At 47.8% G+C, this 13,917-nt stretch carries 14 protein-coding genes; 8 read left to right on the top strand and 6 right to left on the bottom strand.

Annotated elements, in window-relative coordinates; translation table 11 throughout:
- Positions 1–148 precede the first annotated feature (148 nt).
- Positions 149–2,038 carry an AsmA family protein gene (locus EZV61_RS15670; protein ID WP_240695226.1) on the top strand — a complete coding sequence of 630 codons (1,890 nt, stop codon included), beginning with the start codon at positions 149–151 and terminating at the stop codon, positions 2,036–2,038.
- A gap of 78 nt (positions 2,039–2,116) precedes the next feature.
- On the opposite strand, the gene EZV61_RS15665 is transcribed toward EZV61_RS15670, so the two are convergent.
- The gene (locus EZV61_RS15665; protein ID WP_131416827.1) at positions 2,117–2,758 is read right to left on the bottom strand and encodes a LysE family translocator; all 642 of its coding nucleotides are present in this window, start codon (positions 2,756–2,758) and stop codon (positions 2,117–2,119) included.
- A gap of 19 nt (positions 2,759–2,777) precedes the next feature.
- Positions 2,778–3,017, bottom strand: coding sequence for a hypothetical protein (locus EZV61_RS15660; protein ID WP_131416825.1), 240 nt, complete (start codon positions 3,015–3,017; stop codon positions 2,778–2,780).
- A 190-nt stretch (positions 3,018–3,207) separates the two neighbouring features.
- On the opposite strand from EZV61_RS15660, the gene EZV61_RS15655 reads away from it, so the two are divergent.
- Positions 3,208–5,196: a DUF4132 domain-containing protein gene (locus EZV61_RS15655; protein WP_131416823.1), complete on the top strand. Its 1,989-nt coding sequence runs from the start codon at positions 3,208–3,210 to the stop codon at positions 5,194–5,196.
- Positions 5,186–5,587: a hypothetical protein gene (locus EZV61_RS15650; protein ID WP_131416821.1), complete on the top strand. Its 402-nt coding sequence runs from the start codon at positions 5,186–5,188 to the stop codon at positions 5,585–5,587. The genes EZV61_RS15655 and EZV61_RS15650 overlap by 11 nt, the downstream gene beginning before the upstream one ends.
- A gap of 272 nt (positions 5,588–5,859) precedes the next feature.
- On the opposite strand, the gene EZV61_RS15645 is transcribed toward EZV61_RS15650, so the two are convergent.
- Both EZV61_RS15645 and EZV61_RS15640 read right to left on the bottom strand, forming a co-directional pair.
- Positions 5,860–6,702, bottom strand: a complete 843-nt coding sequence (locus tag EZV61_RS15645; protein WP_131416819.1) for an alpha/beta hydrolase — start codon at positions 6,700–6,702, stop codon at positions 5,860–5,862.
- A 206-nt stretch (positions 6,703–6,908) separates the two neighbouring features.
- Positions 6,909–7,970 carry a beta/alpha barrel domain-containing protein gene (locus EZV61_RS15640; protein ID WP_165569637.1) on the bottom strand — a complete coding sequence of 354 codons (1,062 nt, stop codon included), beginning with the start codon at positions 7,968–7,970 and terminating at the stop codon, positions 6,909–6,911.
- 668 nt (positions 7,971–8,638) lie between these two features.
- On the opposite strand from EZV61_RS15640, the gene EZV61_RS15630 reads away from it, so the two are divergent.
- The 5 genes from EZV61_RS15630 to EZV61_RS15610 all read left to right on the top strand — a co-directional run bounded on the left by EZV61_RS15630 (position 8,639) and on the right by EZV61_RS15610 (position 12,494).
- Positions 8,639–9,847, top strand: a complete 1,209-nt coding sequence (locus tag EZV61_RS15630) for a M48 family metallopeptidase (RefSeq protein WP_131416815.1) — start codon at positions 8,639–8,641, stop codon at positions 9,845–9,847.
- A gap of 56 nt (positions 9,848–9,903) precedes the next feature.
- On the top strand, positions 9,904–10,566 hold the full coding sequence (locus EZV61_RS15625) for a TIGR00266 family protein (protein ID WP_131416813.1): 663 nt from the start codon (positions 9,904–9,906) through the stop codon (positions 10,564–10,566).
- 26 nt (positions 10,567–10,592) lie between these two features.
- Positions 10,593–11,276, top strand: a complete 684-nt coding sequence (locus EZV61_RS15620; RefSeq protein WP_131416811.1) for a TIGR00266 family protein — start codon at positions 10,593–10,595, stop codon at positions 11,274–11,276.
- Positions 11,277–11,285: 9 nt separating this feature from the next.
- Positions 11,286–12,023, top strand: a complete 738-nt coding sequence (locus tag EZV61_RS15615) for a TIGR00266 family protein (RefSeq protein WP_233496483.1) — start codon at positions 11,286–11,288, stop codon at positions 12,021–12,023.
- 129 nt (positions 12,024–12,152) lie between these two features.
- Positions 12,153–12,494 carry a hypothetical protein gene (locus EZV61_RS15610; RefSeq protein WP_131416809.1) on the top strand — a complete coding sequence of 114 codons (342 nt, stop codon included), beginning with the start codon at positions 12,153–12,155 and terminating at the stop codon, positions 12,492–12,494.
- Positions 12,495–12,829: 335 nt separating this feature from the next.
- Here EZV61_RS15610 and EZV61_RS15605 read toward each other — a convergent pair whose 3' ends face one another.
- Both EZV61_RS15605 and EZV61_RS15600 read right to left on the bottom strand, forming a co-directional pair.
- Positions 12,830–13,021 (bottom strand): NYN domain-containing protein, encoded by a 192-nt coding sequence (locus EZV61_RS15605; protein ID WP_205695399.1) that lies wholly within the window; start codon positions 13,019–13,021, stop codon positions 12,830–12,832.
- A 32-nt stretch (positions 13,022–13,053) separates the two neighbouring features.
- Entirely contained in the window at positions 13,054–13,842 is a 789-nt protein-coding gene (locus tag EZV61_RS15600) for a helix-turn-helix transcriptional regulator (protein ID WP_165569636.1), read from the bottom strand.
- Positions 13,843–13,917 lie beyond the last annotated feature (75 nt).

Here is a 13,917-nt window from a genome sequence, read left to right as displayed (position 1 = left end):
GTTTCATCGCCAACGTGATTTAACGCTATCGCTAATAGGGCGTGCTTGATCTTTTCTCACTGACTGAACAGTTTGTTATATCCTATTAGTCGCCCCGCATGTTGAACACTGGCTTTATTACCCGCCGAATCGAGGAACAAGATAAGTGATGATAACCAAGCGTCTATTAGTGGTTCTATGCAGCTTTTTTATACTCGGCTTGGTCTTGTTGAGCGTGGCCTTTCATCTTGTCGATCCCAACGAATATCGGGTGGAGCTGGAAAAACGTGTGTTAGCAACCACAGGGCGTCACTTGACCATTACTGGTGATGCTGAGTTGAAACTTTTTCCTCAGCCGTATTTTGCCATCAACAATGTCTCCCTGGCGAATGCGCCTTGGGGCTCAACTCCACTGATGTTGAAAACAGATTACCTGGATATTCAGATGGCGTGGCTACCTTTGCTTATGGGCGAGCTACATGTTCGTAAAGTACGGTTACGCGGCGCTGAAGTGATATTTGAAAAAAATGCCGATGGCATCAGTAACTGGAAATTTGAGGGGCAACTTGGTGATTCGAACGCTGTTCTGCCAACATTTGAATGGATAGTGGTCGAAAACTCAGCCATTGTGTGGCGCGATACCGCCAAGCAAAACGAACATACGTTGGGTATAGACTCCTTACGGATTGAGCCCAGCGAATCTGGAAATGAGCAATTTTCCTGGGATGTTAGTGGCAAGTTAGATGGCGTTGAACTGCTTGTCGCTGGTGAAATGAGCAGTTTAATAAGGCATTTTAACGGTGAGCCATGGCAAGGCGACATTTCATTAACTACGCAGGGATTAGCGTTCAATATCAGTGGTAAAACAGATGATGTTTTCGAACTGAAAGGTCTTGATGTTCATGTCAACGCAAGCGGCGATGACTTGTCGCAGTTGCAGCACTTTACCGGGCTCGAATTGTCATCACCTATGCCTTGGCACCTAGCGTTTGATTTGCGCCACGGTGTAGCAGAGTTTAATGCTAAAAACATCAATGTTCGGGTTGGTGAAAGTGATATCGCAGGAAGCCTAACGCTGAAAGAGAGCACGAGGCGTTGGCGTGTCGATGGTCAGCTTCACTCTAAGGTGCTTAACCTTGATCCCTTGCTGGCGGCAACAAGCACGGATAATTCCAGCACAACTGAACAAGTTTCAGCGGAAAAAGTGTTTAGCGACAGACCATTTTCGGTGAATTGGATGCGTGATTTTGATGGCCATGTTCAGTTAGATATTCAGAAGTTTTCTTTTGCGGCTTTGCATGCTGCCAACAGCGTGTTGGATATGAAACTCAGTGATGATGTGTTGATGCTTGCGATTGAAGCGACAGAGATGTTTCACGGCAAGGTCTCCGCTGATGCGACCATCGATTCATCACACAAACTGCCCTTGTTCCATATTAAAGCCACAGGAACGGATGTGGAAATGGCCGAAATCGTTGGTTTGATGACCGATATGACGTTTTTGGAAGGGCAGGGACATGTCAATGTGGATGTTCAAGGCCAAGGTGATTCTTTAGCTGCATTGATGGCCAGTATGACGGGGGAAGGGCGAGCGTTGATAAGTGAAGGCACTGCGGAGTTGCGGGCGGCTGAGACTACAACCTCCATTCGCCGCTTATTGATTTCACAATTAGGTGATAAAGATGACAAACGAGTAAAAATGAATTGCTTAGCTGCGCATGTCACCGTTAAAGACGGTGTGTCGAAGCCGACGGCAGTGGTGGTTGATACGAAAAAATCTACTGTGCGAGGTGCTGGCACGATAGATTTTGGCAAGGAAACCTTAGATATGGTGTTTACCCCAAAACCCAAGTCATCAGCTATTAGCCTTGGTGTTCCATTGGCGGTAACGGGTACATTTTATGAACCTAAATCATCTTTAGAAAAATTGGGTGCAGCGCGTCGTGTGGCAGGTATCGCCAGCCTATTTATCTTTCCGCCAGCCGCACTGGCGGGACTGGGAGATTTAGGAGATAACGCCGATAACTGCATTACCATTTCTGAGAATGATGCTAAGTAGGTTGATAGCGCACAGTCATGGTGTTTGCAGTTTAGAAGGCACCTCGGCTCCTCAAATATCCGATGAAAGGAGTCGTATTTAAGCGCTGGTTTGGACTTTAGCCAGTTTTACCCCAAACCAAAGCATCAACACGCCAACACCGCCTTTGAGGAGGCGTGTCAGCATCGGTTTTCCTAGTCCGACTGTTTTATGAGCAAGTAGTGCCAACGATGCGAACCAGCAACCCACTATGATGATTTGTACTGTGACCAGAAAAAAAGTGGTAGTTACGATATCCGATGACTCAGATAAAAACTGCGGAAATAGTGCGAGATAAAACATCGATACTTTTGGGTTCAGCAGGTTGGTGATAAACCCCTGTAACCAAGCTTTTTTGTAGCTAAGTCGATGCGCTAATGGTTGGGGTGTATTTTTCTGTACGTTTCTATTTGAATTAATTGCCTGCCATAGCGACGTTATGCCTAGGTAGCAGAGATAAGCGACACCTAGGGCTTTGACCAACATAAACAATTCTGAAGAACTCATGATCAGAGCGGAGATCCCAACCACTGAAAACAGGCCATGGGCGTAAAAAGCGCAAAGGGTGCCTGAAAGCGTGATAAGGGCTGTTCTTCTGCCGAGAGTGAGGGAGTGGCTCACAATGAGCAAGCCATTGGGGCCAGGCACCATGCCACTGAGTAAAGCGACGAGGCAGAAGCTGATAATCAGTTCGGTTGACATCCGTTCCTCTCTTTAAGGTTTAGTAAAGGTGATCCTTCGCCCTATCTAATTTGGCGTCGGGTAAGAACTGATCTGAGATGGTTAGAATAGCATGTAGATTATTACGCAGTTTATCGAGCTCCATCGGCTCAGTCTTTAGTGCCGTTTGAAATAAATGGAGAGCCATTTTAGCGAGCCATACTCGATGCTTTTCAAGTTGTTCGATTGAGTGAAACAGCTCGCTCTTTTGTAGCCAGCCTTTGAGGTTATTGTCGTTCACTACACCCCGCAGAAAACCATCGTTATTTAATCATCGTGTCGAATGGCTTTTCCTACCTAAGCAAAGAATATAGTTATTTTTATCGCTCGCATATGGAGTTCCCAAAACTAAGGTAAAGCCATCGACACCTGAGTTCGATCTATTTAAATTACCCATGAATAGTGTTGTTATCTCAATGTAAGGGAATACTATGCACACCATTTCGGATAGATGTTCGAAGGTATCTGAGCTAGAGAAGCTCTTTGATAGTGGAGAGCCTTGGGCGGTAAAAGCGCTTGATTTTATCGGTTCGCAAACCGATGAACTGCAGTTTAGTTGGTCCAACCTGCTGCGTCACTGTAGCGGAGACAAGGGGTCAGCACCAAAGACAAAGTGGCTCAAAGAAGTTGAACCATTATTCTCTGCCGTTGGTGATGAATCGTTTTTAAGCTTTCTAAACGAGTGCCTTCCTTTGTTAAAAGAGAAGCGGACGGATGAAGAGCCTGATGGTGATTTCAATCGCAGCTTCGATGATTACTCTATCGTTTACGCCCACAACAATGCTGGCTCAGACGTTCTCCAGGGGCTTATTTGGCTATGTGACACGTTCAATGATGCTGATACTGCCACTTTGATGCGTACTGTCGCGGCAGATATGTTTTCCAAGATTCCGCTCGTAGGTCCGCGCAATGCCAAAGTCGCAAATGCGGCAGCTATGTGTCTGGCAAAAATGCAGGGCAGCCACGGACTTCGACAACTCCTCGATCTTCGAGCTCAGACCAAATACAAAAGAGCGACCTCTAATATCGATCGCTGTATCGACAAAGCTGCCGAATTAAGAAAAACAACAACCGAGCAACTAGTTTCTGTAATTGCCTCTGATTACGAATTGTCGGGGGTAGGTTACAAACAAGGTGAGTTGGGTGAGTACTCCTATTTGTTGGCGTTGATTGGAAATGGGCGGTCGTCACTCACGTGGTCCTGCACCAAGACGGGAAAGGTCCAAAAGTCAGTGCCTCAGGCTGTAAAAACCGGGCATGTAGAAGCGCTGAAACAGTTAAGGCAACTGGACAAGAGTATCAAGCTTGCATCCAGTTCACACGTTAAACGTATTGAGGGACTTTATCGGCTACAGAGCGATTTGCCCTTTGCCGATTGGCAGGACCAATATCTCGAACATAGGCTTATTGGCTTTATTGCTCGCAGACTCATTTGGCGCTTCAGCTACGAGAACTGTGTCGTTGATGCAATATGGCAGGATGATCAGTTTGTCGATTGCTCCGGCAAAGTTGTGGAACCGGCTCCCAAGAGCCTCGTTAGCCTATGGCACCCCCTGAATGCCTCAACTGAGCAGGTTTTGAAATGGCGAACTTTTATCGTTAAGGCTGAAATTACCCAACCCTTTAAGCAGGCATTTCGAGAAACATACTCACTAACGGACGCAGAGCGCAAATCACAGGTGTATAGCGAGCGTTTTAGTGGCCATGTTCTTAATCATTTACAGTTTCATGCATTAACCGATCAGCGTGGTTGGCACCAGACCCTTGGTGGGCAGTGGGATTGTGGCTCACAGAATGAAGCGGTTATTGGTATTCCAGCGTTTGAGACGAGTGTGCGATTCGACGCAAGAGGAAATGATGATTACGGGTTGGTTGCTCATGGGTATTATTCCACCGTTTTAACTGGCCGATTGACTGTTGATGTTGACGGTAAAGGCGGCGACTTAGAGAACGTTGAATCGCTCATTTACTCTGAGATCATGAGAGATGTCGACCTCTTCGTCAGTGTTAGCAACATAGCGAATGACCCAGAGTGGAGAGAGCGCCATAGAGACTGGTATAAGCTAACAGCAGGCGAACTGTCAGAGACAGCTAAGACTCGAAAACAAGTGCTTTCAGCACTTATCCCTAAGTTGAAAATCGCAAAACAGCTCAAGATAGATGGCAAGTTTCTTGAGGTTGAAGGCAAAAGGCAAACTTACAGAATTCACTGTGGTTCAGGCAGTGTCTTTATTAAGCCAAATAGCCGATACCTTTGTATTGTTGAGTCACGAAAAAAGGCCAATGTGATGCTGCCTTTTGAGGGAGATGAAATGCTCTCATTAATCTTGTCTAAAGCGATGTTGCTTGCCGCGGATGACAAGATCAAGGACACGGAAATTCTCTCTCAGATGGGACTAGAGGTCTCAAATGTCGAGTAAGTTCGAGCTACGCATATTCGACCGTTTTGATTTGAGCAGTGCGAGTAAGGGCTCGTCGCCGTTACCTCTTTCTCTCGTAAAAAGCACGCTTACCTTAGGAGAGGTTATTGCGCTACGTGTCGAAGTAGAGTTGGAGGCGGCGCTTCTCTCTAATAAAAACAGCACTTTCTTAACAGATGAAAAACGTTGGGCATTATTGGTTGATAATAGTGGCGCCAAAACTGAGGCAGAATTGAAAAATCTTCAGGAATCTGCGTTAAACGCTTTTGAGATAAATGGTTATTTTGTTGTTTATGACGACCAGCAACTGACTAGCTTAGATGCGGTTGTTGATGTCCGTAAATCGTCTACCCTAGAGTTCTATCGTTTACCTCCACTTGTTGGGGGTTAAGTGAGCTAGTCGATGTTATATGCGAAACAGAGCAGCCTATGTGAGTTAGCTGCTCTGCTATAGGCAACTAATTGCTAACCAAAGACAAAAATAAAAGGGGTACAGAATGTCTATTTTATAATGAGGCTGACCAGCTGCGGTGATTTTCAACATAATTGATCATCAAACACCTTATTAAATCTGGCTGCGGCCATGCAGATGCCTTGATAGATCTCTTTCTCGCAAAGTACCAACTCGCCAATCGTTTTTTAGCATGATCGCTCTTGTTTGATTTAGCTCTTCGCACCACTTTCGCTTACTTCAGCCATAAAGGCTTCAATCCAATACCAATAGTCTGGATAGGCAATCACACTCAGGTCGTTATGGTCTGCGCCGGGCACGGCAATGAATCGTTTATGGCTATTCTCTGCACCTGGATATGCATCATATAGTTTTTGCCCTAAGGCAAACGGCACAATGTCGTCGGCGTCGCCGTGAATAAACAGGGCGGGGGCAGGGACATTAGGTACTTTATGAATCGAATCTAATGGCGAGCCTAGCGCCCAGTTTAACCAACCCATCCCCATGACTTTTGCCATGTCGTTACCGCTGGAAAAGGGCGTAACCAATACCAGTCCGGCCAGCTGTCGATGCTGGGCGATGTGGACAGCCATCGCTGAGCCAAGAGAACGGCCGTAGATAAACAGATCTTGCTCTTCGAACCCACGTTCTGTTAACAGATAGTCCAGCGCCGTTTGCGCATCGGTATACAGTCCTTGTTCGGAAGGTGAGCCGCTACTCTTGCCATAGCCACGATAGCTAAGCAGCAAAACGTTAACACCGATGGCAGCGATTTTTCTGGCGTCGTCAATGCGATAGAAAAGGTGCCCTGCATTGCCATGCAGATACAGCACCGTTCTATCGGATTGTGCATCAAACCAAAGAGCCTGTAACTGTTCGCCATCTGGCGTATTCAATATCAACTCTTCAGCATCTGATGGGGCAGCGGCTTCAGGCGGTAAGCGTTCAGGATAAAACGCAAATGCGTTAACCATGGCATCGCGGCAGCCGCTAATAATGAGTAGCACGCCAATCAATAAACACCATCTCGTCCGTATTAGCTCTCTGCCTTGCATCAATCTCTCCTATCATGACTTGCTGTTCCGAATTGTAGCTTTAAGTAAGCTGCCGCTCCTGTGCATTAGCATGCCCCAAGAAGCGTTTTGGGTACCATGCCCCCGCGGCAAGGCTCACCCCGCGAAGTGCTGCGGGTGTACTGTACTTCCTGTACATAAAAAACCGCCGGAAGGCGGTTTAAAAAATCAATCTGCGAGTGATCTGCTTACTTATATTCGTGGAATCGCTGGGCCAAATATGGGTCCCACATGGCGGCAGTAGCACTCATCACCATATCAGCGCCCATCTCCAGGCGGCGGTGCAGGTCTTGCGCGGTCATCATGCCGCCGACGGAACAGATAACAAAATCATCTTTCCACTTGCTTCGCAGGTTGATCAGGTTGCTGGTCACTTCTTCGGCCAGTTCGCCGATGGCGAAGCCACAGGTGCCGCTTTGCAATCGACCTTCACCCGGCAGGGCTGAGCCGCCTTGGTCGTTGACGATCTTGCGAGGAATGGTATTGATCGCAGCAAAGCCATCAACGTAAGGTCGGTTGGCTGCAATCACCTTCTCCAGCTGTTCTGCAGGCATCCAGCCCAGTTTGATCATCAGTGGCGTGTCGCCGATCGATTCACGTATCTTTTTCGAGACCAGTGCAGAGTTTTCCGGATCTGAGAACAGGGCACCCTCTTTGCTGCCACCCAAGTTAGGGCAGGAGTAATTCACTTCAATGATCTTGGCGCCAGCTTCTTTGGCCATGGCAGAGACATAGCCATAATCTTCAACTAAATCGCGTTCAGCCAACCCTGGCGTACCGTTAACGGACACCGGCATCAATTGGCCGGAGCCCATTTTTTTGTTGCCCGCTTCAATATCTTTCATCCATACCTCGGGCGAAAGTGAAGGTACGCCAAACGAGTTGGTGATGGTGATCTTTTCATCCAGCGAAGGGCGTACGCCCGGTTTCATCTGGGTATTGATATCCTGATGACTAAACTGATTTTCGGCATTGAGGAAGATACAGTTCGGCGCGGGATGGCAAGCGCGCTCGACACTGCGCACGGTTTTATAAACCGGCAAATCGAAACCCAGTTGGGCATAGACATCGCACCAATGGCTATTGAGCAGTGGACCAGCAGGGACACCCAGACGAGAGTTCACTTCAAAGTCGAACACCTTTTGCATCTGCTTAGTCGCAGGGCGGGTCGGCATGTCACCCGCAAAGAAAGGACCATTCTGGTAATTATCTTCGTAGGTTTTGCTTATATCATAAAGTTCGAATTGCATAGGTGCTGCCTCAGCCATGGTGATGAAAGGAAGCCATTTTAAGTGTTATCTCTTTGAATGAGTATCGTAAAAATAGCCCAAGTTCTGAGCCGGATCAGAGAGTCGCAGGGATCGTCCAAACATCATTCGTTGGTCTTACAGAGATATCAGACCTTATTTATCGACATCACTGTTGCCGATGCGATTCGACTCCAGAAACTGGACTTTGGTCAAGGTTGCTCCTTATTGGCCAGCTTATAATGCGCAGCTCAAGGTAATACCAATCCGCATAAAGATATGGTCAACCAGGAAGTCTGGGCAAGTTCAATTCAAGGCGCAGTCATGCCGCAATGGTTGTTCCCTTGCAAATGGCTACAACGTAGAAGTGGGCTTGCCCAGACTTCCCCGTAGGGCGGGTTTTAAATCACTTTATGCAGCGTTAGCTGATTTCGGCGTAGAACAACTATGCCTTCAGTCACCTGCCTTGCCTAAAGTGATTTAAATTCCCGCTGGTAAATCATATTCTTATGCGGATTGGTATAAAGTGCTTCGATTGATTGTAACTGACTGATTGAAGTTTAAGGGATTTTTAATAGCGCTTGCAGTGGCCTTGCTGGACTGAACTGGTAACAACTTGTCAAGTCGTCCATGGCGTTGTGAGTTAATCAACACAGGGAATACGCCGCACAATGTCTGAAACCTCTCTCTATCCGTGTCATGGAGTGCATTCGTCTCTCGCGAAAGGTAAAGCTTCCGGTCAGTTACGGGTGGGCAGTTCGCATTTGATATTTACCATTGCAGATCAGCAGATCGAATTAAGTCTGAATGAGTTGAAGATGGAGCAGGGTGGGGCCAGCGATCGCTTGGTGTTTTTTACCCATCCAGGCCGGCCTGATTGGCGTTTTTATACCTCGGATAAATCTGTCCTCAAAGACCCTCACTTTAAACAGTATCCCCATCTGGCCGGTATGATGCGCGGTGCTCGCTCTAAGCATCTATTTAACTGGTCGCTGTTGGTGGTGGTGCTTTTGGTTTGTTTAGCTGTGCCCATTGCCGCGTTGATGAACCTGCATCGTGCCAGTGCCGTGATCGCTGAGCAAGTGCCCGTAGAGTGGGAACAGCAGCTGGGTGAATCCAGTTTTGCCCAGTATCAGATTAGTGCCGAGTTAATGGACGATGAGCAATCGGCACGTTTGCTTGAGCCCTTGGTGACACCACTGATCGATCTGTTACCGAAACGGCGCTTTGATTATCACTTTTATATCGTCAACGACAGCAATTTGAACGCCTTTGCACTGCCCGGTGGTATTGTCGTGATTAACTCAGGATTGATTTTAGCTGCTGACGATGCCGCTGAATTACTGGGTGTCGTCGGGCACGAAATCGTCCATGTTCGAGAGCGTCATGGTATTCGTAACGTGATCTCCCATGCTGGGATCTATGTTGCCGTGAGTGCGCTGATTGGCGATGTGTCCGGTGTCTTAGCTGTGGTAGCCGATGCGGCCCCTTTGCTGATTAGCCAGGGGTATTCAAGGGATTTTGAATCAGAGGCGGATCGGCTCAGTCATGCCTTACTGATTAAAGCCAACATCGACCCCACCGGTTTGGCTCGTTTCTTCCAAAAGATGCAAGCTAAAGAGCAGGAAAAGCTAGCCGAGTTGGGTGATGAAGATACTCAGGAGTGGATAAAGACGGGCATGGGCTTTATCAGCTCTCACCCCGCCACGGATGAACGGATTAATGCCCTAGAGGACTACAACTCGAATGCAACGTCAGAATTTCTCGACCTGTCGCAGCCATTTGCCCGGCTAAAAGCCGGTGTTGAGGGGTTTGTGGTTGATGACGACAGTCAGCTGGAACTTAATGAATCTGGTGTTGTGCTCGAAGCAGGTCGATAAAACTAATTTCAATTTGTGCGGTGACAGTTCTCACCGCTGACCACAAGGAAAAGGGAATGAAAGCTGAAATAAAAGGCTCCCAGGCGTTTTCTTATATCGATGTCGATTTAGAGCCAGGAGAAACCATTGTCAGCGAGTCGGATGCCATGAGCAGCATGGATGCCGATCTCGATCTTACTGCGACTTTCAACGGGGGCTTCTTCAGAGGGTTACTGAAAAAGTATCTGGGTGGTGAAACACTGTTTGTGAGCCGCTTTACCAACAATACCAATGCTAACAGGCGGGTGACCCTAGTGCAGCCAGTGCCGGGCGAGATCCGCTGCATCGAGCTAAATGACGAAGAGTTTCATCTCCAGCCAGGGGCTTATCTTGCGTCTTCCGACGGCGTTGAACTGGGCCTGCGTTGGGCAGGCTTTGTCTCATTTATCGCCCGTGAAGGATTGTTTAAGCTGACAGTCAAAGGTACCGGTAAAGTGTTTTACGGTGCTTATGGCGCGCTGGTCGAGAAAGAGGTGGATGGCGAATATATTGTTGATACCTCGCATTTGGTGGCCTACGAGCCAGGCATCAAGCTAAAGCTACAACTGGCAGGAGGTATTTTCTCTAGCTTTTTTGGCGGTGAAGGCCTAGTGACTCGCGTACAGGGCAAAGGGAAAATTATCGTGCAAACCCGCAGTTTGTCTGGCTTGTCGAGCTGGCTGAATCCGAAATTCCGATAAACCAGGGCGTTAATAGGAGTAAATAAATGGATATTGAATTGACTCATCGCCCCGGTAATACGGCGGCAAAAGTGACATTGCAGGCGGGAGAAACTATCACTGCTGAAGCAGGTGCCATGATCGCCATGAGCGGCAACATGGATATCACCACAACTACCCACAAAAAGAACTCTGGTGGCCTGTTTAAAGCGGCCAAGCGTATGCTTGGCGGCGAGTCACTGTTCCTCAACCACTTTGAGCCGAAAGGTGACTCCGGTACTGTGTTCTTCGGCACGGATTTGGCGGGAGACATGATGACCATGGAGCTGGATAACGATACTTTGATCGTACAAAGCGGCTCCTACTTAGCTAGTGACAGCGGTATCGACGTCGATCTAGGTTGGCAGGGATTTAAGTCCTTATTTTCCGGTGAGGGAGTTCTTTGGCTGAACCTCAAGGGCCAAGGCAAGGTGATACTCTCTTCGTTTGGTGCTATCTATCCGGTTGAGGTTGATGGCGAATATATTGTCGATTCCGGTCATATCGTCGCGTTCGATGAAACGCTGGATTTCAGCATCACCAAAGCCGGTAAGAGTTGGTTGCACTCCTGGTTAGGTGGTGAAGGTTTGGTGTGTAAGTTTAAGGGTACGGGCACGGTTTGGTGTCAGAGCCACAATACCTCTAGTTTTGGGAACGCCCTTGGGCCTTCATTACGAGCGCGTAAAGCCTAAGGAGCAAAAATGAGCGAGTTAACTATGGAAGATAATACTCAAGCGCCTGAGCCTGCTTCGTCAGTAAGCCAACCCGAGCAAAAAGGCTACGCGTTCGAGATGGTTGGTAAGCCAGACTACGGTTTTGTGACTGTACAACTGCCCGCGGGCAACATGTTGAAAGTGGAAGCCTCAGCAATGGCGACCATGGACACTAATATGAAGATGAAAACCAAGATGCGTGGCGGTCTTAGCCGTTTGCTGACCAGTGAAAGCATCTTCATTAACGAATTCACCGCCGAAGGTGTGGATGGTGAAGTGGGTATTGCGCCGGGTACACCGGGCGATCTGTGTCATCAGTATCTGAACGACGACACCATCTATCTGCAAAACGGTGCATTTGTTGCCTGTGGCCCGGATATCGAGATTGAAAGCAAATGGCAGGGGCTGGTGAAAGGCTTCTTCTCTGGTGAAAGTCTGTTTTTGATCCGCGCGAAAGGCACTGGAGATCTGTTCTTCAACTCGTACGGTGCGGTGATCGAGATTGACGTTGAAGAAGACTACGTCGTGGATACCGGCAACATCGTCGCCTTCACTGAAGGGCTGGAATACAAAGTCACCAAAGTGGGTGGTTATAAGTCTCTGTTCTTCTCAGGCGAAGGGTTTGTTTGCCGCTTTAGTGGTAAGGGTAAAGTCTGGATCCAAACCCGCGGCGCCAGCGCTTTTGTCGGCTGGGCGCATTGGTTTAGGCCGGTAAATAAGAAGTAAGTGCGGTGAGAAGTGCCGCCCCGCTGCTTGACTGTTTCGTTAAGTGGTGGGGTGGAAACTCTTCAATAGAATCTTACTGTGCAGAGAAATATTAGTGCACTAACAATCAGGGCTTTCGATTAACCGACTATGTACTGTGATGAAAAACACGGCCCTGAATGGGACAAAGCTACGGCACTGGTTGCGGACGGAAAGCATCACGAGGCTTTGGATGTTTTCCAAAGACTCTATGACGATGACGTACAAGAAGCATTAGTTGAGATGGGGCTCATTTACGAGGAGGTCAGTGAATATACCGATAGTGTGTATCTACAGAAAGCAGCGGAGTGTTATCGCAAGGTAATCGAGCAATATCAAGACGTTCATGGTTATATAGGGTTAGGTAAACTTTACTACTTGGGAGCTGGCGTCGAGAAAACTATCAGCAAGCTATTGATTTGTTTAAAGATGCCAGTGATAAGGGCAGCATGATTGCGGATCTAATGCTTGCAAGAGTGTACCGCTTTGGCCATGGATGGAAAAACAGTAAAGTTAAATGCAGGTATTTCTATTGTTCTGCAGTAAATAAAGGGAGTTATTATGCTCTTATGGAGAGAGGCAGATTCGATATCGGCAATGGAAAATTCTTCAGCGGGGCCTGCGACTTTATTGTTGGTAAATTTCACTTATTCAGGGGCACATTCCACAACCTCTATCGACATGGTGTTATTGTTGACGAAAGAATAAAAGGGCAGTAGTGATTAAACAGAAAGAGCTAGCTCAAATACTCAAAGCTCAATTCCGTTGTCTTTTGCGCTTAGGGCTTGTCAGCTGTTGATAATAGCGAGCTTTAACTTCAGTAAATCCTCTTCAATCTCATAAAACAGGCTCGCGCTGTCTATCAGAGGTTTTGCCGTCAGCGCGGGCACGCCATTTACCCGTGTTTTCATGCCGTACTTTTCGTTTATTCGTTTTAGCAGCAGATCAAAATCGCCATCGCCGGATAGCGGGAACACCATATCCATGCCACGAAAGACATGTATGCCTATGTTTACTTCAATAAATCCGTCGCTCGGCGGCGCATTGTGATGAGGCTATCCGTATTTTGACCCGTGTTCCGCTTCTTCTGATAGCAGCTTGGGGAAAGTCCATGATACTTTTTAAATACGGTAGAGAAGTAGAAAGGGTCATTGTAGCCTGCTGCATAAGCGGCTTCGGCGATTGAGCTTTGTTTTACGCAAAGCATGTATTCAGCCATATTTAGTCGAATGCGGGTGATTAGCTCGGCCGGAGAGCAGTGGTAATGCTCTTTGAACAGCCTATGCAGCTGCGCTCTGGATAGGTTTGCGTGCTCACATAGCTCACAGATACTCCACTTACGTTGCAGTGACTCGTTCACTTGGCGCAATAGCTGCTCCAATCGCGGATCGTAAGACTCAGGTGCTTTTCGGCATAGCACTCGATGCAGGTAGCAACTCAATGTTTCGATCTGCAGTTCACGTAGGCGACTGTTTGAAGGGTGCTGCTGCTCCGCATAGAGGTTCTCAAGGCAGCGCGCTATCTGTTCATTCTCCCGGCAGGGCACCCGCCAGGGACGTTGTTCTATGTCTGTCCAGAACGGCATGCAATCGACAATGACCCAGACTGATTTACGGTATTTTTCCGGCCCAAGATTAAATTGAAATCGGGTGTTCGCAGGCACGAATAGCAAGCTGCCCGCAGTCATGTCACCTCGAAATCCATCAATATCAAAGTGGCTACAACCCTCAAGGGTGAATACCAGCATAAAGCGCTGATCGAATGTACGATCGATATGGTGGTGATCGTGCAATTCTGACATCCCACACAACCAAATACCCCTGGCTTTAAGCTCCGGAAAGTGGGTTTCACAGATAAATCGCTCTTTACAGCGTGA

Origin of the sequence: Corallincola luteus, assembly GCF_004336975.1 — a bacterium.
Lineage (GTDB): Bacteria > Pseudomonadota > Gammaproteobacteria > Enterobacterales > Neiellaceae > Corallincola > Corallincola holothuriorum.
Note: the sequence above shows the minus strand (reverse complement) of the source record. Positions and strands in the feature narration are given on the sequence as shown.